The sequence below is a fragment of the Gordonia sp. DT219 genome, assembly GCF_049847065.1.
In the GTDB taxonomy this organism is placed as follows: Bacteria; Actinomycetota; Actinomycetes; order Mycobacteriales; family Mycobacteriaceae; genus Gordonia.
In genome coordinates, this window is sequence record NZ_JBNCNR010000003.1 from 146,255 (window position 1) to 168,771 (window position 22,517).

General features: G+C 67.6%; 16 protein-coding genes. 4 read left to right on the forward strand and 12 right to left on the reverse strand.

The features are described 5' to 3' along the window. Positions 1 to 5: 5 nt before the first annotated feature. Together ACPXB3_RS06390 and ACPXB3_RS06395 are read right to left on the reverse strand one after the other, a co-directional pair. Positions 6 to 872 carry an MlaE family ABC transporter permease gene (locus ACPXB3_RS06390; protein WP_425705760.1) on the reverse strand — a complete coding sequence of 289 codons (867 nt, stop codon included), beginning with the start codon at positions 870 to 872 and terminating at the stop codon, positions 6 to 8. 1 nt (position 873) lies between these two features. Beyond that, a complete protein-coding gene (locus ACPXB3_RS06395; protein ID WP_425705761.1) occupies positions 874 to 1,713 on the reverse strand; it encodes an MlaE family ABC transporter permease in 840 nt (279 codons plus the stop codon). Positions 1,714 to 2,079: 366 nt separating this feature from the next. On the opposite strand from ACPXB3_RS06395, the gene treZ reads away from it, so the two are divergent. After that, positions 2,080 to 3,798, forward strand: coding sequence for a malto-oligosyltrehalose trehalohydrolase (treZ, locus tag ACPXB3_RS06400; protein ID WP_425727091.1), 1,719 nt, complete (start codon positions 2,080 to 2,082; stop codon positions 3,796 to 3,798). Between the two features lie 40 nt (positions 3,799 to 3,838). Here the strand turns inward: treZ and ilvA are convergent, their stop codons facing one another. The 6 genes from ilvA to lspA form a co-directional block, all read right to left on the reverse strand. Continuing rightward, positions 3,839 to 5,227, reverse strand: coding sequence for a threonine ammonia-lyase IlvA (gene ilvA, locus ACPXB3_RS06405; RefSeq protein WP_425727093.1), 1,389 nt, complete (start codon positions 5,225 to 5,227; stop codon positions 3,839 to 3,841). An 81-nt stretch (positions 5,228 to 5,308) separates the two neighbouring features. Next, positions 5,309 to 5,554 (reverse strand): hypothetical protein, encoded by a 246-nt coding sequence (locus tag ACPXB3_RS06410; RefSeq protein WP_425705764.1) that lies wholly within the window; start codon positions 5,552 to 5,554, stop codon positions 5,309 to 5,311. Between the two features lie 131 nt (positions 5,555 to 5,685). Further along, a complete protein-coding gene (locus tag ACPXB3_RS06415; RefSeq protein ID WP_425705765.1) occupies positions 5,686 to 7,359 on the reverse strand; it encodes an NAD-binding protein in 1,674 nt (557 codons plus the stop codon). A 55-nt stretch (positions 7,360 to 7,414) separates the two neighbouring features. Continuing rightward, positions 7,415 to 10,957: a DNA polymerase III subunit alpha gene (gene dnaE / locus ACPXB3_RS06420; RefSeq protein ID WP_425705766.1), complete on the reverse strand. Its 3,543-nt coding sequence runs from the start codon at positions 10,955 to 10,957 to the stop codon at positions 7,415 to 7,417. Positions 10,958 to 11,132: 175 nt separating this feature from the next. After that, complete coding sequence (locus tag ACPXB3_RS06425; protein WP_425727095.1) at positions 11,133 to 12,059, reverse strand: RluA family pseudouridine synthase; 927 nt, start codon at positions 12,057 to 12,059, stop codon at positions 11,133 to 11,135. Further along, positions 12,052 to 12,735: a signal peptidase II gene (gene lspA, locus ACPXB3_RS06430; RefSeq protein ID WP_425727097.1), complete on the reverse strand. Its 684-nt coding sequence runs from the start codon at positions 12,733 to 12,735 to the stop codon at positions 12,052 to 12,054. Before lspA ends, ACPXB3_RS06425 begins: the two co-directional genes overlap by 8 nt. A 186-nt stretch (positions 12,736 to 12,921) precedes the next feature. On the opposite strand from lspA, the gene ACPXB3_RS06435 reads away from it, so the two are divergent. Then, positions 12,922 to 13,821, forward strand: coding sequence for a hypothetical protein (locus tag ACPXB3_RS06435; RefSeq protein ID WP_425727272.1), 900 nt, complete (start codon positions 12,922 to 12,924; stop codon positions 13,819 to 13,821). Positions 13,822 to 13,955: 134 nt separating this feature from the next. Here the strand turns inward: ACPXB3_RS06435 and ACPXB3_RS06440 are convergent, their stop codons facing one another. Further along, positions 13,956 to 14,519 carry a hypothetical protein gene (locus ACPXB3_RS06440; protein ID WP_425727099.1) on the reverse strand — a complete coding sequence of 188 codons (564 nt, stop codon included), beginning with the start codon at positions 14,517 to 14,519 and terminating at the stop codon, positions 13,956 to 13,958. 178 nt (positions 14,520 to 14,697) lie between these two features. Between ACPXB3_RS06440 and ACPXB3_RS06445 the strand changes: the two genes are divergently transcribed. Next, positions 14,698 to 15,678 carry an asparaginase domain-containing protein gene (locus ACPXB3_RS06445; protein ID WP_425705770.1) on the forward strand — a complete coding sequence of 327 codons (981 nt, stop codon included), beginning with the start codon at positions 14,698 to 14,700 and terminating at the stop codon, positions 15,676 to 15,678. Positions 15,679 to 15,695: 17 nt separating this feature from the next. Here ACPXB3_RS06445 and ACPXB3_RS06450 read toward each other — a convergent pair whose 3' ends face one another. Further along, positions 15,696 to 17,081 (reverse strand): DNA polymerase IV, encoded by a 1,386-nt coding sequence (locus tag ACPXB3_RS06450; protein WP_425727273.1) that lies wholly within the window; start codon positions 17,079 to 17,081, stop codon positions 15,696 to 15,698. 127 nt (positions 17,082 to 17,208) lie between these two features. Further along, on the reverse strand, positions 17,209 to 17,673 hold the full coding sequence (locus tag ACPXB3_RS06455; RefSeq protein ID WP_425727101.1) for a nitroreductase/quinone reductase family protein: 465 nt from the start codon (positions 17,671 to 17,673) through the stop codon (positions 17,209 to 17,211). Between the two features lie 137 nt (positions 17,674 to 17,810). On the opposite strand from ACPXB3_RS06455, the gene ACPXB3_RS06460 reads away from it, so the two are divergent. Then, positions 17,811 to 18,509, forward strand: coding sequence for a TetR/AcrR family transcriptional regulator (locus tag ACPXB3_RS06460; protein WP_425727104.1), 699 nt, complete (start codon positions 17,811 to 17,813; stop codon positions 18,507 to 18,509). Here the strand turns inward: ACPXB3_RS06460 and ileS are convergent. After that, positions 18,489 to 21,740, reverse strand: coding sequence for an isoleucine--tRNA ligase (gene ileS / locus ACPXB3_RS06465; protein ID WP_425727274.1), 3,252 nt, complete (start codon positions 21,738 to 21,740; stop codon positions 18,489 to 18,491). The genes ACPXB3_RS06460 and ileS overlap by 21 nt on opposite strands. Positions 21,741 to 22,517 lie beyond the last annotated feature (777 nt).

The window sequence follows — 22,517 nt, forward strand, 5'->3', positions numbered from 1 at the left end:
CCCCCTCACCCGGAAATCTTGATGCCGGGCGATGTTCCCCAGAACACCAGCGTCATGACCAGATTCGCGAACACGATGACGATGATCGCCAGCCGGATCGCATGCCCTGCGGCCACGCCAACACCTTCGGGGCCGCCGGAGGCGAAGTAGCCGTAGTAGCACTGGATGAATGTCGTCAGCAGAACGAAGACGATGACCTTGAAGAAGGAGAACGCCATGTCTCTCGGCACGATGAACTCGTTGAAGTACGCGAGATAGTTGCCCGCCCCCTGTCCACTCTGAAGCTGGAACATGACTTGCGATGAAAGGTAATTCGCCGCAAGCGACACCGAATACAGCGGGACGATCGCCAGCACCGCCGCACACATGCGCGTGGTCACCAGGTACGGCAGCGGACGGATCGCGATCGACTCCAGCGCATCGATCTCCTCGCTGATCCGCATCGAACCGAGTTGTGCGGTGAATCGGCATCCCGACTGCGCGGTGAAGGCGGTTGCCGCCAGCAGCGGTGCGATCTCGCGGGTCGTCGCGAACGCCGACAGGCCGCCGGTGACCGGCGCCATGCCGAGCAGGTTCAATGCGGTGTATCCCTCGATCCCGACGGTGGCGCCGCCCATGACTCCGAGAATCACCATGACGCCGACCGTTCCGCCGCCGACCACGATCGCACCGTTACCCCACGCGACGTCGGCGAGGAGCCGCCACACTTCTCGTCGGTAGTGCGTGAACGCGACCGGCACCGCGCCGATGGACCGCACCAGGAAGGTGATGAGATGCCCCATGCGGGCCAGCGCATCGCGCGGACCGCGGTACACACCTTTCGCGGACTCGACGGGGCGGAGCAGAGGGGGAACGTACCGGGACGCAGCCATCTCACACCACCCTGGCCGGGTGGATGATGTTGAACAGCTGCGTGAGGACCACGTTGACGGTGAACAGCAGCAGCACCGAGTTGACGACCGCGGCGTTCACCGAGTTCGCGACTCCGGACGGCCCACCCTTGGTGTTGAGTCCGCGGTCGCAGGCGACCACCGCGACGATCGCCCCGAAGATGACGGACTTGATCAGGGCGAACAGCAGATCCGACACCGAGGCGAACGACGCAAAGGTGCCGGTATAGCTGCCGGGCGTGCCGCCCTGGAAGTAGACGTTGAAGACGTAGCCCGTGATGAACCCGACGAAGCAGACGAACCCGCAGAGCAGGAAACTGACCACCATGGTCGCGAGCAGCCGGGGGGAGATCAGCCGCTGGGTGGGATTGACGCCCATCACGCGCATCGCGTCGATCTCGTCGCGGATGGTCCGTGAGCCCAGATCGGCGGCGATGGCCGATCCGACGGCGCCGGCCAGCAGCAGTGACGTCACCAGCGGTGCGCCCTGCCGGATGACCCCGAGCCCGGTCGCGGCGCCCGAGAACGACGTCGCACCGATCTGACCGGCAATGTTGGTGACTTGGATCGAGACGATCACGCCGATCGGAATGGCAACCAGGAAGGTCGGGAAGACCGAGGTGCTCGACATGAAGGCACATTGACGGATGAACTCCCCGAACGGGAAGCGCCGCTTGACAATGTCTTCGACGAGGACCTTGAAGACCTCGACGAACATCGCCAACTGGCGTCCGAAGGTTTCAAAACTGGCAACGATGTGAACTCGGAACCAGGTGGATGATCCCCCCGGCCTCCGGCTACCCGCTGCTTCGTCAGAAGCCACTGCATCCGTGCTGCTCAACACCCGTCCCTGCGTCGTATGAATCCATCACGCGTGCCCCCCTGGCAGGCCCAGTCCGCAGTAATATACCGCACCGAAGAGGTGCCGTATGTCACCGGTCACATCGAACATCGGCTGCGTTCTGTCCGCTCACGCAATACCTTGGTACGGGTGGACGAACCTGCGGACCGTTCCTCGTCGAGGGCGGGCCACACATGTGTGGGTGACGACACACTAACTTGGTCAGGCGTCCAGAGTGAGGAGAAACACTCGAAACGTCTCAACAGATCTTCGGCAAAGCCGTTCCATCCGCCCAGAAACGCCGGCGAGCTCCGGGTATGGGCGCCGGCCGCGAGCCGGGTGCGGGCCGTGGTGACCACTTCGGAAGGCTCCGCCGAGATCCCCATGATCGCCGACGAGGCGGGTTGGTTCCAGATCGCCTCCGACACCCTCGGTGCTTCCGGCCACACGAGAGACCCACAGCTTCTGCGTTACGGATTCCTCCTCGACGACTCGACCCGGCCGCTCCCCGACCCCCGGTCGGCTCGCCAGCCCGACGGCGTACATGGGCTGTCGGCGCTGCACACCGTGGACGACGCGATCTGGCACGACGCCGGCTGGGCGGGCCGCGACATCCGCGGCGCGGTCCTCTATGAGCTGCATGTGGGAACATTCACCGCCGACGGCACCCTGGACTCGGCGATCGACCGTCTCGGCGAGCTGGTCGACCTCGGCGTCGAGGCCGTGGAGGTGATGCCGCTCAACGCCTTCAACGGCACGCACAACTGGGGGTACGACGGCGTCGGGTGGTATGCCGTCCACGAGCCGTACGGTGGCCCGGATGCGTTCGCACGGTTCGTCGATGCCTGCCACACCCGGGGCCTGGCGGTCGTCCTCGACGTCGTCTACAACCATCTGGGCCCGTCGGGCAATTATCTTCCCGACTTCGGGCCGTATCTCGGTGCCGGCTCGACCGGATGGGGTGCGTCGATGAACCTCGACGGCCCCGACTCCGACGAGGTTCGCCGCTTCATCCTCGAGAACGCGCTGCGCTGGTTCGCCGAGTTCCACGTCGACGCGCTGCGCCTCGATGCGGTCCACGCACTCGTCGACCGGCGGGCCTACGGACTGCTGGAGGCACTCGCGGTGTCGACCGAGGCGCTGGCGGCCACGCTCGGGCGGCCACTGTCGTTGATCGCCGAGTCCGATCTCAACGATCCGCGTCTCGTCGAGCCGCGCGTCGCCGGCGGTCTGGGGCTGACCGCGCAGTGGGACGACGACATCCATCATGCGATCCACACCATCGTCTCCGGTGAACGGCAGGGCTACTACGCCGATTTCGGCAGCTACCCCGGACTCGCAAAAGTGTTGTGCGGCGGCTTCTTCCACGATGGCACGTATTCGTCGTTCCGGCGCCGTCACCACGGCCGGCCGATCCCCGAGTCGGTGCCGACGACCGCGCTGGTGGCCTACACCTGCGATCACGATCAGATCGGCAACCGTGCGCTCGGCGACCGGCCCAGCGCTTATCTCGATCACGGGCAACTGGCGATCAAGGCTGCGTTGGTGCTGCTGTCACCGTTCACACCGATGCTGTTCATGGGCGAGGAGTGGGCGGCGACGACACCCTTCCAGTACTTCACCTCCCATCCCGAACCCGAACTCGGTGCGGCCACCCGGGACGGCCGCCAGGCGGAGTTCGCCGAACACGGTTGGCACACCGGCGATGTCCCGGATCCCCAGGACCCCCGGACATTCGAGCGGTCCAAGCTCGATTGGGCCGAGCCCGGGCACCCCGACCACGCGCGTGTCCGGCGCTTCTACCGCGACCTGATCACGCTGCGCAAACACACCGCAGCATTCGCCCGCGGCGACTTCGCGTCGGTGGCGGTCGACTACGACGAGGCGGCCGGCTGGTTCGCGATGCACCGCGGGGATGAATGGTCGGTGGTGTGTGTGCTCGCCGACCATCCGGTCCCGGTCGGTATCGCGATGAGCGTCACGCACTCATGGGAGGCCACCGAATCCGTTGCGGGCGGCGTGCTCAGCCCGGGGCACAACGTATTCGTCGGGCGCCGACAGTCGTAGTCTCATCTCGGGCCGGGGCCTGCGGTCATGCCGGGACCGGTCAGGTCAGGTACTGATACGCCGGTGAGCCAGGATCCAGGCGTTCGCAATCGAGGCGCGAGTAATCCATCCGCTCCATCAGCCCGGCCAGTCCGTCGCGGTGCCCGAGCTGGACGCCCACGAGTGCGGCGCCGGTCTCGCGGTTGTTGCGCTTGACGTACTCGAACAGCGTGATGTCGTCATCGGGGCCGAGGACCTCGTCGAGGAAGCGACGTAGAGCGCCGGGCTCCTGCGGGAAGTCGACCAGGAAGTAGTGCTTGAGCCCCTGGTGGACCAACGAGCGTTCGATGATCTCCCCGTACCTCGACACGTCGTTGTTGCCACCGGAGACCAGACACACGACTGTGGCCTGTGCGGGCAGCTTCAACTGCGACAGCCCGGTCACCGCGAGCGCTCCGGCGGGCTCGGCGATGATCCCCTCGTTCTGGTAGAGCTCGAGCATCGTGGTGCAGACCGCGCCCTCGTCGACGTGCGTGATGTGTACCGCCCCGGACGGCAGCGACAACGGTTCATCCGGCAGGATCCGCGCCTGGGGGTGCGCTGCCCCCGGGAGTGTGTCGAAGACCGGGTGAGCGGTGACCGAGGCGTCGAACGCGCCCATCACCCGATGCCCGAGCACCCCGATACGTTTGACCGCCGCGCCGTCGACGAAGGGATCGATCTCGTCGAGGGTGACCGGGCCGCCCATGACCAGCGCCGCGGCCAGCGAGACGGCGCCGCTGGGCTCGACACCGACGATCGTGATCTCCGATGACAGCGAGCGAAAATAGGTGGCCATGCCGGCCAGGCAGCCACCGCCACCGACCGGCGCGACGATGACATCGGGGACCCGGCCGAGTTGCTCGACGATCTCACGGGCGATCGTGCCCTGCCCGGCGGCGGTCCGTGGATCATCGAAGGCATGTATCCATGACGCGCCGGTGCGCAAAACATCGGCCTGGGCCGCTGCCGCGGCCGCGTCGTAGGTATCCCCTACCGCGAGCAGTTCGACGAAATCTCCTCCGTGCCAAAGAATCCGGTCACGCTTTTGCTTGGGCGTAGTGGTGGGCACATAGATGCGGCCGGCGATCTGCATGGTGCGGCAGGCGTATGCCACGCCCTGTGCATGATTGCCCGCACTGGCCGCGACCACCCCCCGCGCCCGCTCGTCGGCAGACAACTGCGCCATCACGTTGTAGGCACCGCGGATCTTGTACGACCGTACGGTCTGCAGGTCTTCCCGTTTGAGATACACCTGTGCGCCGGCATCCCGGCTGATGCGTGGGGCGCTCTCGAGAGGAGTACGCGCCACTGCCGGCTCGATGCGCTGCGCGGCGGCGTCAATGGCTGCGGCGGACAGTTCGGGCATCCACTCGGGGTCGGTGACGTGCGGTTCGCTCACGGCATCCATGTTCTCACCGGTAGATGGCTGCAGACCGGGCGGGGCGGGGCCGCCCGCCCCGAAGGGTCACGTCGCTTCGGAAGGTGAAGGTCACCTCGGCGCGGGCACCGTGTTCCCGGGCAGGTGACGGGCGAGCACCCAGGTGACCGACAGCGCGCCGGCGGCCAGCCAGGCGGCGATCTGCGGGCCGAGGACCGCCAGTCCGATCACCCCGACGACGAGCGCCATCGCGACGGCCTGGAGCTTGTGGGCCGGCCAGGCCGCACCGGCGACGTCGACGGTGCGGACCGCGCGGGCGCGCGGGTGCGACGGATTGCTCTCGATGATCGCGGTCATCACGTCTCCTGCCGACGCTTCTCAGTTCTGCCGTGCCATATTCGATGTGCCGGACATTCACTACGGTACTCGTGTCATACCAGGTTTCGGCAACCCGAAACCTGGCGTCGCCGCCGGTGCGGCAACCGACCTCAGCGGCTGCGCTGCAGGGTGTCGAGCAGTTCGTGATACGGCCCGACCAGATAGGCGGTGTCCTCGGCGACCAGCCGCTCGTCACGCCGCGGATGCAGCACGGTCCCCGACCGTCGAATGATCGCGATGATCCGGGTACGCGTGGGGAGGTCCGCGAGCAGCATGCCGTCGAGGACGCTCCCACGCCGCACGAACAGGCCCCCGACCATGAACGAGTGGCGCCCGACCGAGAAGGTCGAGACAACCTGCAGGCCCAGCGCCGCCCCGATGAACCAGGGCGCGGCGAGTTCGACCGTGGACCGGACGTTCTCGAATCCGAAACGGTGGGCCACGGCCGCGCCCAGCGACTCGTCGTAGACCCGGAGCACCACCGCAACACCGGGACGCCCGGCCGTTCCGGACCAGCGGCGCCCGAGCACCTCACGCAGGATGATGCCGACCTCGATGTTGACCATGTCCTCATGGGTGAGCACGGCAACAGCTTGCGCACGGTCGATACCGGCGTCGGCGAGTGTGCGCCGCAATGTTGCGTCGCCGATGATCACCGGGATGTCGAGTTCGGCCGCCACCTCGAGGAACCGGTTGTCGTCATTGCGTTCGATGACGACGACCTCGTGCCCCAGCGCTCGCAGGTCCGTCGCCACCCGGATCCCGAAGGAGCCGAGCCCGACGACCAGGATGTGACCGGCCATGTCGCGGACGCGCCGGCGTGCCGCCGACGCGCCGATCCGACGGGACAACAGTAGGTCGGCGACGAAGGCCATCAACACCGCGGTGGTGGTGACACCGGCGAACATCAGCCCGATGGCGAACAGCCGCAGCCAGAGCGGCTGGCCGACGAAGCTGAAGTCGCCGTAACCGACAGTCGCAATGGTCTCGGTCGAGAAGTAGAGCGCGTCGACCAGACTCATCCCGGGCCGGTGATAGGTGAAGCGCAGCAGAACGGTGGCGAAGGCCAATAGTGCGAGCGAAACCCCAAGGGCGCGAAAGAGGTTCGGGTTGACGTCGTCGCGAAAGGCGCGAACGGCGCCGATTGCGCGCAACGGCAGCGGACGGCGGGAACGTGTTCGTGGACGGTGCACGGCGATCTCGATGCCCTGCGCGGCGAGGTCGTCGACCGTACCGATCATCGCGACCCGATCGCCGGGTTCGACCGGCAGATCCCGGCCCGGACAAGGCACGACCGATCCCGAGCTCGACCCGGAACCGGCAGGCAACACGGCGACCGGCGCGAGGTCACCATAGAGTTCGCGCAGGGTGCCCCCGGCGTTCGGGGCGTACGCCGCGGACACGATGAACTCGTTGCCTGCCACCGAGATCGAGTGCGTGGTGCGCCCCAGCAATGCCTCGATGACCGACGGGGCGGCGAGCTCGGCGACATCGAGAACGGCGCCCGGCCCGTTGCGAGAGGCGACCGCATCACGGAGCACCGGATTGGAGAGGTTCGCCACCACTCGCACATGGGGTTCGAGAGTTCTTGCCAGCAGCGCGATCTCGAGGTTCACGGCATCATCTGATCCGGCGCACACCACCGCCGCGGCATGCCCGAGGTCGGCATCGGCGAGGCCGGCCGGCGACGCCAGTCCGACGACGCGCGCACCGGCACTGGCGAGTTCTTCGGTGATCCGCAGCGTCAACGCGTCGTCACCGTGCACGATGATGTGACCGGGCATCTCGCAGACGCTACCCGCGGCTCGCCCCTCACGCGTGCCGGACGCCGGCCGCCGGTCAGCCCAGACAGCTCGGCCCGAGCAGGGCCTTGAGGTCGCCCATGAGGGCTGAGCTCGGGGTGACCCGCAGCGCTTCGGTGAGGCGCAACACCGTCGATCGATCGCCCGAGACGAGCGTGACGTGTACGTCCGCGATGCCGGGATGGCGGGTCAGAACCTGCTTGAGGGCGGCAACCCGATCCGGTGTACACAGGCGCGAGGGCAGGGTCAGCGACACCGGTTTGGAATCGCCGGCCGCAGCAAGATCGGGCACTGCGAGATCGTTGGCGCTGATCATGGTCGAGTCGTCGCGCTGGTTGACGCGCGCCCGCACGAGCACGATGTTGTCGGGCGCGATGTCCATGCCGTATACGGCGAACGCTCGCGGGAAGAAGTAGACCTCCACCCCGCCGACCATGTCCTCGATGGTCACCGCGGCCCACGGCTCGCCCTTCTTGTTCACCCGCCGGGTGACCGCGGAGATGATGCCGCCGATGGTGATCTGCGCGCCGTCGGGCACGTTGCCCTCGAGGAGCTGCGTGATGGACGTGTCGGTCTGGGCCGCGATGGCGTGTTCGACCCCCGCCAACGGATGCCCGGACACGTAGAGCCCCAACATCTCTCGCTCCAGGGTCAGCTTGTGCTTGGTGTCCCATTCCTGGTCGGGCACCTTCACGGCGAACACCTCGGCAAGGCTGTCGCCGGCGGCCTCGTCCCCGCCGCCGAACAGATCGAACTGACCGATCGCCTCGGCCTTCTTGGTGCCGATGACCGACTCGACGGCCTCGGTGTGGATCAGGAACAGGCCCTTGCGGGGATGGCCAAGCGAATCGAACGCTCCCGCCTTGACCAGCGACTCGGTGACCTTCTTGTTGCACGCCGTGACGTCGATCTTGTTGAGGTAGTCCGAGAAGGACGTGTACTTACCCTTCTCTTCACGCGCGCCGAGGATCGAGCCGACGACGCCGCTGCCGACGTTGCGGATGGCTCCCAGACCGAACCGGATGTCGCCACCGACGGCCGCGAAGTTGCGTTGCGACTCGTTGACGTCGGGCGGCAGGACGGTGATGCCCATCTTGCGGCAGTCCGACAGATAGATGGCGGCCTTGTCCTTGTCGTCACCGACCGAGGTCAACAGTCCCGCCATGTACTCGGCCGGATAGTTCGCCTTGAGGTAGGCGGTCCAGAACGAGACCAGGCCGTAGCCTGCGGCGTGCGACTTGTTGAACGCGTACCCGGCGAACGGCAGGATCGTGTCCCACAACGCCTTGATGGCGGCCGCGGAGAAGCCGTTGTCCTTCATGCCCGCCTCGAAGCCCTCGAACTCCGCGGCGAGGACCTCGGCCTTCTTCTTGCCCATCGCGCGGCGCAAGATGTCGGCTCGTCCGAGCGAGTACCCGGCGACCTTCTGCGCGATCTGCATGATCTGCTCTTGGTAGACGATCAGACCGTAGGTGTCGGCGAGGATTTCCTTGAGCGGCTCGGCCAGCTCGGGGTGAATCGGCTTGACGTCCTGCCGACCGTTCTTGCGGTCGGCATAGTCGTTGTGGGCGTTCATGCCCATCGGGCCCGGACGATACAGAGCGAGCACCGCCACGATGTCCTCGAAACCGGTGGGCTGCATACGTTTGAGCAGTTCCCGCATGGCCGCGCCGTCGAGCTGGAACACGCCGAGCGTGTCACCGCGCGCGAGCAGTTGGTAGGTCTTCGGGTCGTCGAGCGGCGTCTTGTCGAGATCGAGGTCGAATCCGCGGTTGGTCTTGATGTTCTCGATCGCGTCGCCGATGACGGTGAGGTTGCGCAGACCGAGGAAGTCCATCTTCAACAGGCCGATGGCCTCACACGACGGATAGTCCCAGCCGGTGATGATCGCCCCGTCCTGGGCGCGCTTCCAGACCGGGATGGCGTCGGTCAGCGGCTCGCTGGACATGATGACCGCACACGCGTGCACGCCGGCGTTGCGGATCAGGCCCTCGAGCCCGAGCGCGGTGTCGTAGATCTTCTTGACGTCCGGGTCGGTCTCGATGAGGGTGCGGACCTCGGTGGCCTCACCGTAGCGCTCGTGGGCAGGGTCGGTGATACCCCAGACCGGGATGTCCTTGGCCATGACCGGCGGTGGCAGCGCCTTGGTGATGCGGTCGGCGATGGCGAATCCGGGCTGCCCGAACTGGACGCGGGCGGAGTCCTTGATCGCAGCCTTGGTCTTGATGGTGCCGAATGTGATGACCTGGGCCACCTTGTCACTGCCCCACCGCTCGGTGGCGTAGCGCACCATCTCACCGCGGCGGCGATCGTCGAAGTCGATGTCGATATCGGGCATCGACACACGTTCGGGGTTGAGGAATCGCTCGAACAGCAGTCCGTACGGAATGGGATCGATGTTGGTGATCCCCAGCGCCCACGCGACGAGTGAACCGGCAGCCGAACCACGTCCCGGCCCGACGCGGATACCGACCTCCTGAGCGTGCCGGATCAGGTCGCCGACCACCAGGAAGTAGGCCGGGAAACCCATCTGGATGATGACGTCGAGCTCGTAGGCTGCGCGATCCTGATAATCCTGCGGCACGTCCGAGTCGGGAAAGCGCCGTCCGAGGCCGGCGGCGACCTCTTTGCGCAGCCAGGTCTGCTGGCTCTCACCCTCGGGTACCGGGAAGACCGGCATGCGATCGTGGTGGGTGAACACGTCGGCGTAGCTCTGGACGCGCTCGCCGATCTCCACGGTGGCGTCACACGCGCCCGGGATGACCGAATCCCATTGCGCGCGCATCTCATCGGCGGATTTGAGGTAGTAGCCGTCGCCGTCGAACCTGAACCGGGTCGGATCCGAGAGCGTTTTGCCGGTCTGCACACACAGCAGCGCCTCATGGCTCTTGGCGTGATCTTTGGTCACGTAGTGGCAGTCGTTGGTGACGATCGGCCGGATGCCGAGTTTGCGGCCGATCTCGAGCAGCCCGTCTCGGACGCGGCGCTCGATCTCCAGACCGTGCTCCATCAGCTCGAGGAAGAAGTTCTCCTTGCCGAAGATCTCCTGCCATTTGGCCGCGGCCTCGAGCGCTTCGCGGTCATGGCCGAGGCGTAGCCGGGTCTGCACCTCACCGGACGGACACCCGGTGGTGGCGATGATGCCTTCGGAATGCTGCGCGATGATCTCGGCATCCATCCGCGACCACTTGCCCAGCTGACCCTCGATCGAGGCGCGCGAGGACAGGGTGAACAGATTACGCAGGCCGGTTGCGTTCTCCGCGACCATCGTCATGTGCGTGTAGGCGCCCGAGCCGGAGACGTCGTCGCCCTTCTGATCACGCGTACCCCACAGCACGCGCTTGGTGTTGAACCGTGACTCCGGCGCGATGTAGGCCTCGATACCGATGATCGGCTTGATGTCGTTGCGCACCGCGGTGTTGTAGAACTCGCTGGCGCCGAACATGTTGCCGTGGTCGGTCATACCGATGGCGGTCATCCCGAGGCGCTTGGCCTCGGCGAACAGCGGCGACACCTTGGCCGCGCCGTCGAGCATCGAATACTCGGTGTGGTTGTGCAGGTGAACAAACGAATCGGCCACTGGCGCTTCTCACCTCGACATCGTGCAGACGGTCACTTCCGCCCGCGGCACCGATCGACACCGGTACGCACGAGCGGGTCCCACTCTATGCCGACGCACCGACAGTCTCGGCGGGGCGCGCCCGCCTGTGACGGATGAGGCACCGGGGACGGCGTGTCGCCGACGGGCGTGTCGCTCAGGCCCGACGCAGCACGTCCAGAGCTTGCTGCAGATCTCTCGGATATGGGCTGACGAACTCGACATACCGCCCATCGGCGGGATGGGCGAAGCCCAGGGACCGCGCATGCAGCCATTGCCGTTCCAGGCCCAGTCGGGTCGCCAGCACCGGATCGGCCCCATAGGTCAGATCGCCACAGCACGGGTGATGCAGCGCGGAGAAGTGGACCCGGATCTGGTGGGTTCGCCCGGTTTCGAGATGGACGTCGAGCAGCGAGGCCGCCGCGAACATCTCGACCGTGTCGTAGTGGGTGACGCTCGGCTTGCCGTTGGCGGTGACCGCGAACTTCCAGTCGCTGCCGCGGTGGCGGCCGATCGGGGCGTCGATCGTGCCTTCCGAGGGATCGAGATGCCCTTGCACCAGAGCGTGGTACCCCTTGTCGACCTCACGGTCCCGGAACGCCCTTTTGAGAAGCGAATACCCGTGCTCGGAGACGGCGACGACCATCAGCCCGGAGGTGCCGACGTCCAGACGCGAGACGATGCCCTGGCGCTCCTGGGCGCCGGAAGTGGAGATCCGGTAGCCGGCCGCGGCGAGCGCCCCGACGACCGTCGGGCCGCTCCATCCGACCGACGGGTGCGCGGCGACACCGACCGGCTTGTCGACGACGATGATGTCGGAGTCGTGATAGACGACGTCAAGGTCTTCGACCGGCGTCGGCTCGACGCGCAGCGGTTGTTCCGGCTCGGGCAGCACCACGTCGAGCCAGCTGCCTGCACTGAGTTTGTGGGATTTGCCGACGACCGCGCCATCGACGGTGACGTCACCGTCGTCGGCGAGACGCCCCGCGACGGTGCGCGAGAGCCCGAGGATCCGGGCGACGCCGGCGTCGGCGCGCATCCCGTCTACCCCGTCGGGAACGGGCAGGGACCGCGATTCACGCATCGGCGTCGTCCGCCCCGCCGGACTTCGACGACCGGCCACCCGGCGGCTCGCCCGGTGTGTCGTCCGCTGTGTCCTCGTCCGCTGTGTCCTCATCCGCTGTGTCATCCGGATCGTGGCGGGCCGCCCAGCCCGACCGGGAGCCGTCGTAATCGAAGCCGAGCAGCGAGAGCACCACCAGCAGCACCGCGCCGCAGACCACCGCGGAATCGGCCAGATTGAACACCGGCCACCAGCCCACCGAAATGAAGTCGACGACGTGACCGCGCAGTGGTCCCGGCGAGCGGAAGATCCGGTCGATCAGGTTGCCCAGCGCACCACCGAGCACCAGTCCGAGGCCGAGAATCCACCAGCCCGACCGCAACCGGCTCGAGTAGCGGATGATGACGACGACGACGGCGAGGGCGATGAGTGTCAGCACCCAGGTGTAGCCGGAGCCGGAACCCATCGAGAACGCCGCGCCGCTGTTGCGCAGCAGTTGCAGGGTCACGACGTCACCGATGACCGACACCGGAACCAGCGGATCGATCAGCGCGACCACCAGGGATTTGGTGAGGATGTCGAGCAACACGACGATGCCGGCGACGGCGATGAGGACGGCGAGCACCTTCTGGCCACGGACTCCCCGGAACCCACCCCTGGGGCTCCGGGTCTGCTCGCCGGGCGGGGTCTCGTTCATCCCGGCACCCGAAGGGGCCTCATGTGCAGCTGAGTCGTCCACCCGTCCATCATCCCTGATGCGTGCAATACGCTGACTGCCGTGTCCCCCACGTCCGATTCGCACGGACCCGCCGAACCCGCGGTCCACCGGTCGGCGTCGCCCCGCCGCCGGGCCCGGACGCGCGCCGCGACCACGGTCTGCGCGATGGTCCTCACGACTGGGCTCGTGATGACCGGCTGTGGCTCCGACTCCGATTCCGAATCCTCGTCGGCACCGCCCACCCCCACCGGCGGATGCGCCACCGACCCGGCCACCGGTCTGACACAGGCCACGTCGATCCCCATCCCGTCGGCCACCCTCAGCCGCACATCGCCCGGTGCCGAGCCCCTGCGGACGGCCACCGTGGCGCCGGATACGAAAGTCCCACAAAAGGTATCGCTGTCGACCACCTCGAGCGAGGTCTCGACCACAGCAGAGACCACCCAGTCGGTGACCACGCCGCTGACCGCCCGATTCGGATGCTCGGCGACCGACGAGCTGAATCTGGTGTTCGGGACGCCGACATCTCCGCAGTCCGAGCTGTCCGATCAACTGAAGGCGGCGACCGGCAGTATCGCCGGGATCACCTTCGGCCCGGCGCTGAGCCCGTTGTCGCTGCGGCTGCGGCCCACCGATGCGGCGTCGGCACCGGCGCGTCGCGCGTTGGAGCAGTCCATCGTGCAGTCCCTGCAGAATTCATTGGTACTGCCCACCGAGCCGATCGGCGTCGGCGCGACCTGGCACAGCGAACGCACCATCGCCGGCGCGGCAACCGTCGTCCAGACCATCGAGGCCCGCCTCACGCGCTGGGAGGGCAGCCGCCTCACCATCTCGTTCACCTCCGACGAGACACCGGTCAATTCGGTGTTCACCATCCCCGGGGGCAATGCCACGCTGACGATCGATCGCTACACCTACACCGGCTCGGGCGAGATCACCATCGACCTCACCCGCGGTCTCCCGGTCGGTGGGGACGCAAGTTACACCGGCGCCCGTGAACTCGCGGGAGCCGATCCCGGCCGGCCCCTCGTGCAGCGCATCGGGTTCGCCATGAGCTGGAAGTGATCGCGCACAGGCACCGGAGACGGCCGAAAGGCCCGGACACCCCCGACAGCGCGGACACCCCGCAGGCCCCGACTCGACGAGTCGGGGCCTGCGGGGGCTGGCGAGGGGCGGTGATCGTCACCGCCGGCCATATGTCAGCTCGGCGGACGAGCGCTCGTGCGGTGACTCGGCGTCGCCGACGGGCACATCGGGCTCGTCACACCGTTGTTGGTGATCAGCGGGCAGATGAAGCTACTGGCTAGCTTCCACCGGCCATTGTCGTAGACGATCTGGGCGTCGATGTCCTGCGGCTGCTGGTCGGGCAGCTTGACCTGGACCCGGACGCTGGCCCGATTCGGGCCGTCGGCGGTCACCGGACCGCGGATCTGGTATCCGGCACCCGGGTTGTCCTTGCGGAGCTGCACCAGTTTGTCGAAGACCGCCGGATCCTTCTCCGAGTTCTGCACCAGCAGCGTCTTCTGCGCATTGGGCACGTTCGGGTCGAGCGCGGTCTGCAGCATCTGGTTCAACGTGGCCACCGGGGGCGGCTGGGTCGGGTTGGTCACCGCGTCACCCGATGCGGAGGTCGAGGCGGCGCTGGTGGTGGACGGGGCGACGGTGGGGATGTCGTCGGAACTGTCGTTGCTGCCACAGGCTGCAACGCCGACGGTCACCGCGGCCGTGATCATGACGGCCCCCACGAACTTCGGAAACTTCAACGAACTCCCTCACTGTGTCGGACTTTGTCCACTGTGTCGGACTCTTGACGCGGATCGACCACCACGTCGGCGGCCGGAGCTCACACCACTATGCCAAACGGCATCCCGTTACCGGCATGGCGTACGTCGCCGGCTCACCGGTTGACGTCCTCGGCGGGTCGGCGCAACCTTGTGATCCATGGCACCCACGCCGGTATCTCGCATCGCCCTGATCACCACCGGCGGCACCGTCGCCGCGCAGACCGGCTCGGACGGAGCCGTCCCTGTTCTCTCGGCCGACGAGGTCCTCGCGACGGCTCCCGGGCCGTCGCCGGAGACCACCGACGGGCCGGTGTCACCGCAGGTCGTACCCGTTGACCTGATGTCGGTGGATAGCTCGGCGATGACCCCCGCCGATCAGTTCCGGGTCATCGCGGCGATCGCCGACTCGCTGCGCGACCCCGGGGTCGTCGGGGTCGTCGTCACCCATGGCACCGACACGATGGAGGAGACCGCTTTTCTCGCCGATCTGTTCGCCGCAGATCCGCGGCCGGTGATCTTCACCGGCGCGCAATATCCGGCCGACTCGCCCGTCGCCGACGGTCCGGCGAACATCGCCGCGGCGATCGCCCTGGCCGCGGACCCGCGGGCACGTTCGGCCGGCGTGCAGATCGTTCTCGGCGGCCAGGTGCGTGCGGCGCGCGGCGCGTTCAAGGCGTCGACGGTGGACCTCGATGCCTTCGACACCGTGCACGACGCGCTACCCCGCCCGATGCTGACCGGCCCGATCCCCCGCGGACATCCCGTACGCGTCGACGCCTACACCCTGTATCCGGGGGTGTCACCGGGCATCATCGCGGCGTCGGTGTCGCAGAACGCCGCCGGCATCGTGCTGGCCGGAACCGGATCGGGCAACACCCATCCCGACATCACCGCCGAGGTCAGCCTGGCACGTCAACGCGGTGTGGTCGTCGTCGTGACCACCCGGGTGCCCTACGGTCCGGTCGTGGCGACCTACGGCGGCGGCGGCGGCGCGGTGGACCTCGAACGCGCCGGTGCCATCGTGTCGACGTGGCTGCGTGCACCGCAGGCGCGCGTCGCCCTGCAGGCGCTGCTCACCACCGGGTGCGACGACGACGAGGTCGCCGACTTCTTCTCCGCCTCCCAGCCGCGCGACTGATACCCGGCCGGCCGGGATCAGGGTTGCGGCCAGTCCAGGCTGTCGAGGGGATCGGCGCGGTCCAGGTCGGGGTCGTCGGCGGCGAAGGTATGTGCCGGGCCGGGCCCGGTCGAACGGGTCTCGAAGCGCACGGTGACCACACCGTGCCCCGCGCCCTGAACCCATCCGTGGCCATACCGGCGATGCCGGACGTCGTGTCCGGTCGACCATTCGCGGGATGCCGCCGCACTGCCCGTACCCTCTGCTGATCCCGTGTCGGCTATTGCCCTGTCGGGATCGTCGCCGTCGATGTCCCCGCTGCCGTCGATGTCCCCGCTGCCGTCGTGCGCCGCGACCACCGGCGCACCGGCGGTGGCGAGTTCGTCGAACAGGGCATATTGCTCGACATCGGTGAGTCCGGAATACCCCACTCCGACAAGGCGAATCGGACCGACGGCCTCGGGATCGAGCGCCATCCGCTGCGCCACCGCGGCGAGCGCGTCGATGTCGCTGGTGGCCGCGGACAACGTGGAACTACGGGTGAGAATCGACATGTCGGCACGTCTGAGTTTCAGCACGACGGTACGCGCGCCACGCCCGTCGGCGAGCAGTCGCCGGTGGGCATCGGTCGCCGATCGATCGATCGCCGGGCGCAGCGCGCCCATGGACACGATGTCGTGCGGAAAGGTCGTCTCGGCGGAGATCTGTTTGGCGGCAGCACGTTCGGCGACCGGCCGATCGTCGATACCCTGGGCGAGCCGGTGCAGCGCCGGGCCGCTCGTGGCACCGAGAACCGAGGCGATCTCCAACTCGCTGAGGGCGGCGAGATCGCCGATGGTGTCGATACCGAGCCGCGCCAGCCGGTCTCCGGATACCGGTCCGATCCCCCACAGCTTGCGCACCGGCAACGCGTGCAGGAACGCGAGTTCACGACTGGGTGAGATCACCATGACCCCATCGGGTTTCGCCATACCCGACGCGATCTTCGCGATCTGCTTGCCCGACCCGAAGCCGACCGAGGCGGCCAGGCCCACCTCGTCGCGAATCCGGCTGCGGACGTCCTCGGCGAATTCGCGTGCCGTGTCCGCTCCGGCACCGGCCAGCGATTCGGGCTCGGCGAAGGCCTCGTCGAACGACAGCATCTCGATGACCCCGACCGCCTCGCGGACCAGCGCGAAGATCCGCTCGCTCACCACGCGGTACACACTCCCGCGCGGCGGCAACACCACCGCCTGCGCCCCGACCAGCCGTCGCGCCTGGTGCATCGGCATCGCCGAGAACGCCCCGTGCACCCGGGCGGCATAGCTTGCACCCGCCACGACGCCGCGACCGCCCGCGCCGCCGACGAGAACCGGCCGGCCGTGCAGTGTGGGCCGGGTGAGTTCTTCGACCGAGGCGAAGAACGCGTCCATGTCCAGGTGCATCACCCAGCGGGCGCTGCGCTCGGCGTCGTCGCGGCGCTCGTCCTCACTGCGACCGGGATCGGTGGACACCAAGGAATGGTATGCGGCCACACGTGCGCGCGATCGAGGCGCCACGGCGCGCGCCCGGCTAGCGCACCGCCGGGCCCTGCGCCACCACGGTGAACACCGGGATCTGCGCGGCGTGCTCGGCCAACTGCGCCTCGCTCGCGTCGGCGGCGAGACCGTCGGGCAGGAACCGGCCGACCTCCCAGCCCCATTTGTCCAGGTAGCGGTGAATGATCGGCGCCCGCTGCTCGGCGGCGACCTCGGCGAGTGCGACGTGGCGCGTGCGGCGTCCACGCCGCAACTGCCCTTCCCCGGCGGCGCGTGCGTTGCGGACCCATTGGGTCCGGCCGCGGATCGAGATGAGGTACTCGGAGCCCTCGAAAAGGAGTGGGTTCACCGGAATCTGTTGGGGCGTACCGGTCTTGCGGCCTGTCACGGTCAGCGTCTGTGCCCCGGCGAGGTTGATGCCGTGGTTGGCGAGCCAGCGCACGACGCCATTCATCCGGGCATCCATCGGCTGCGGCGGAATGTAGTGGTCAGTGGTCATCGGAGGGCCTTTCGTGGACGACGATTCGGTCGGTGGCATCGGACGGAGTCCACCGAGAGCGGTGCTCTCGAATCGAGTATGCGACCTGCCGTCGACGAATGCAAGAGCACCGCTCTCGTTTGTGTCATGATGCGTCCATGCCCGACGCACACACCCGCACCCGAGCCGAGAACCGGCGAGCGATGGAAGCCGAGATCCGGCGGCTCGGACGGGCACACCTGAGCACTCATGGCGCCGCCGCGTTGTCCCTGCGCGCCATCGCACGCGATTTGGGCGTTGTCTCGTCCGCGGTGTATCGCTACGTACCGAGCCGCGACGAACTGCTCACCCTGCTCCTGATCGAGGGCTACACCGATCTCGCCGACGCGGTGGACGCCGCGGTCGAACGCGCCGACCCCGGCGCGCCGCGCGCCCGACTCATGGCCGCGGCCATGGCGATCCGGTCATGGGCGGTCGACGACCCGGCACGCTGGGCGTTGTTGTACGGCAGTCCGGTGCCCGGCTACGCCGCGCCGGCCGACCGCACCGTGGGACCCGGCACGCGCGTCATCGCGCGACTGCTGCGCGAACTGTCCGCCGCACCGTCGTCCGGGTCGAACCCCCAGCCGGACAAGGGCTTTCCCGCCGAACTGGCACACGACCTCGATGCCATCCGCACCGAATTCGGGTCCGACCTGCCCGACACCACGCTCCTGGCCGCGACCACGTTGTGGGCCGCCGTCATCGGCGCGACGTCCCTCGAGGTCTTCGGCCAATACGGCGCCGACACGTTCGCCGCACCCGAGCAGCTGTTCACGGCGCAGATCGACGCCGTCCTATCCCTGATCGTCGGCTGAACCGGCGGCCGTGACCGTCGAGATGTCCGCGGTCACCCCGTCGCCGAGTTCGATGGCGCCACGCTCGCCGGAGTCGGTCACCGCGAATTGCACGGCCAGCACCTCGGTGGCGATCAGCTCGGCGTGGGTACGTGCCCATTCGAGCCGCTGCGCCGGGACTACCAGCCGCACGATGATGCGGTCGGACACGTCGAGTCCGAGGGTGCGCCGCGCCTCCTGGAGTTCACGGACCCGGTCCTTGGCCCAGCCCTCCGCCTCGAGTTCCTCGGTGACCGTGGTGTCGAGCACGACGAGCCCACCGCCATCGGGCAGCTCCGCCGTCGACTCGGGTTCCTCGGCCACAAGCCGGCGCGTGTACTCGCCCGGCTCCAGGTCGATGCCGTCGGCGCGGACCACCTCGGTACCGTCGTCGGTGGTCCGCAACTCCCAGTTGCCGGCCTTGACCGCCTTGATCACCCGCTGGACCTCTTTGCCGAGTCGTGGACCGGCCGCCCGCGCATTCACCACCAGTTCCTGGCGGCCGTACGCGTCCGCATCGGTCGACAACGTCACCGATTTCACGTTCATCTCGTCGGCGATGAGGTCGGTGAAGGGTTCGAGTTGCCGCGCGGTCGGCGACGCCACGGTCAGTCCGGGCAACGGCAACCGCACCCGCAGCTTGTTGGCCTTGCGCACACTCGACGCGGTCGAGCACACGGCCTGCACCTCGTCCATCGCCGCCACGAGCGCGGGATCGGCGGGCAGCTCGACGGCAGACGGCCAGTCGGTCAGATGCACCGAACGCTGACCGGTCAGTCCGCGCCAGATCGCCTCGGTCGCCATCGGCAACAGCGGAGCGCCCAGCCGCGAGGCGATCTCGAGCACCGTGAACAATGTGTCGAAGGCATCCGGATCGGTATCCTGACCGGCCCAGAACCGTGCCCGCGAACGGCGCACGTACCAGTTGGTCAGCGATTCGACGAAGCGCCGCAACGTGTCACACGCCCCGGCGATGTCATAGACGTCGAGCGCGGCGGTCATCTCGTCGCGGGTCACCGCGAGCTTGGCCAGGATGTAGCGGTCGAGGACGTTGGACGAGTCGGTTCGCCACGTCGCCGGCCGATCGGCATAGAGCTGTAAGAAGCTGTAGGCGTTCCACAGGGGCAGCAGTGCCTGCCGCACCCCCTCCCGGATCCCCTTCTCGGTGACCACCAGGTTGCCACCGCGCAGCACCGGCGAGGCCATCAGGAACCACCGCATCGCGTCGCTGCCGTCGCGGTCGAAGACCTCGTTGACATCGGGATAGTTGCGCTTGGACTTGCTCATCTTCTGGCCGTCGTCACCCAGGACGATGCCGTGGGCCACCACACTTTTGAACGCCGGACGATCGAACAGCGCGGTCGCGAGGACGTGCAGGTTATAGAACCAGCCGCGGGTCTGCCCGTTGTACTCGACGATGAAGTCACCTGGATTGTGTGGCGCCGTACCCGTGCCGGGGTCCCCGTCGAACCAATCGGCGTTCTCGAACGGGTAGTGCACCTGCGCGAACGGCATCGAGCCGGACTCGAACCAGCAGTCGAGCACCTCGGGCACCCGGCGCATCGTCGAATTGCCGGTCGGGTCATCGGGATTGGGTCGGGTGAGCTCGTCGATATACGGGCGGTGCAGATTGTCCGGGCGCACACCGAAGTCGCGTTCGAGTTCATCAAGTGAGCCGTACACGTCGATACGCGGATGTTCCGGATCGTCGGAGACCCACACCGGGATCGGCGCGCCCCAGAAGCGGTTTCGGCTGATGTTCCAGTCCCGCGCACCCTCGAGCCACTTGCCGAACTGGCCGTCGCGGATGTGCTCGGGCGCCCAGCTGATCTGCTTGTTGAGCTCGAGCATGCGCTCCTTGATCGGCGTGACCGCGACGAACCACGACGGCACGGCCATGTAGATCAACGGTTTTCCCGATCGCCACGAGTGCGGATAGGAGTGCTCGATCGTCTCGTGCCGCACCATGCGGCCCGCACGCGCATCCGGACCGGCCAGGACGTGATCGCCGCCGGCCTTGAGATCCTTGATGATCACCGGGTTGGCGTCGAAGACCATCAGCCCCTCATATGACGGCACCATCGAGGTGAAGCGCCCGCCCGGATCGAGTGGTTGCACGACCTCGATGCCGTTGGCGGTGGCCAGCTCCATGTCCTCCTCACCGAATGCGGGAGCCAGATGGACGATGCCGGTACCGCTTTCGGTGGTGACGTAGTCGCCGAGCAGGATCCGATGGGCGTTCGGATGCCCGACGAAGAAGTCGAACGGCGGGGTGTACTGCAGATCGGCGAGCTGGGCGCCCTGATAGGTGCCGAGCACCTCCAGACCGGTGGCCTCCTGGGTCACTCCACCATCTCCGATCGGCGCGCCCGCTCCTTGGGCACCACCCAGCTCCTTCGCGTACGAACCGAGCAGCGCCTCGGCGAGCAGATACTCGTGGCCATCGGCAGCACGCACGTGCACATAGGTGACGTCGGGGTTCACCGCGATCGCGAGGTTGCTCGGCAGCGTCCACGGGGTCGTCGTCCAGATCAAGGCGTTGACCCCGTCGAGCGGACTGCCGGCGGCGACGAGCGGCATGGTCACGGTGACGGCCGGGTCCTGCCGCATCCGGTAGGCGTCGTCGAGCTTGGACTCCTGGTTGCTCAGCGGGGTCTGCTCGTACCAGCTGTAGGGCAGCACCCGGTAGCCCTGATAGACCAGTCCCTTGTCCCACAGCCGTTTGAACGCCCACATCACCGACTCCATGTAGTCGATGTCGAGGGTCTTGTAGTCGTTGTCGAAGTCGACCCAGCGCGCCTGCCGGGTCACGTAGTCGCGCCACTCGCCGGTGTACCGGAGCACCGAATCCCGGCAGTAATCGTTGAACCGCTCCATGCCCATCTTCTCGATCTCCGACTTGTCGGTGATCCCGAGCTGACGTTCGGCTTCGAGCTCTGCAGGCAATCCGTGTGTGTCCCAGCCGAATCGGCGCTCGACCTTCTTGCCGCGCATGGTCTGGTACCGCGGTACCACATCTTTGACGTAGCCGGTCAGCAGATGACCGTAGTGCGGGAGACCGTTGGCGAAGGGCGGGCCGTCGTAGAAGACGAACTCCTCGGCGTGCACGCGATTGTCGATGGAGGCGCGAAAGGTGTCGTCGCCATCCCAGTACTGCAAAACGGTCTGCTCGACATCCGGGAACGACGGCGCGCCGCGCTCGCCCCCGGTCATGTCGACGACCGGATAGACCCGGCTCCCGGATTCACGTGCGCCGGATTCGGGTGCGTCGGGGGTGTGCGGGGACGGACTGGCGTCGGTCACGGCTGGTCTCCTCGTGCCATCTCACAACTGTGTCGGCACGGGGACGCAGCCGGAATATCGGTTGCGCGGTACCACCCCGCTTGCATCGGCGGACCGATGCCTCTCATGACCCGCTGGAGCAACACGCACGCTCAAGAAGTCGTCGGCTGTGACGGGCCGGCCCGCCCGGTTCTACTGAGAACACGCGCCGGGCGGTTCCGTTCTTCCGAGTGCTCCCCGGTGATGGCCGGATCGATGCGAACGCCAGTCTAACCGCGTCGGTCCCGGATGGGCCAACTCTGCCGACCGACCGGGTCCGCGCAACTGTTCGTCGTCGCCGACCGGGCGACGACGCTCACTCCCGCGGGGGTCGCCAGTCGGGGTGGAGCGGATCGATCTTTCCCGGACCCTCCCGCGGCGGACCCTCCCGCGGCGGGCCTTCCCGCGGCGGACGGCCCGGGGAGCCTTGTCGACCGGTGTTCGGCGGGGAGGCACGGTTGCCTTGTGGTGGCCGCGGATGCCGCCCATACGGGTCCGGCCGCCCGCGCTGTCCAGGATTGGGCCCCGGATTCTGCGCCGGCGGGCGTGACCGGTTCGGTGGCGGTTGGCCGGCAGCGGGCCCTCCGGAACGATTGGGATCACCGGCGCGCTGAGCATCACCGGCGCCGACCGATCGCAAATAGTCCGCGTAGCCGCGTTCGCCGGTCG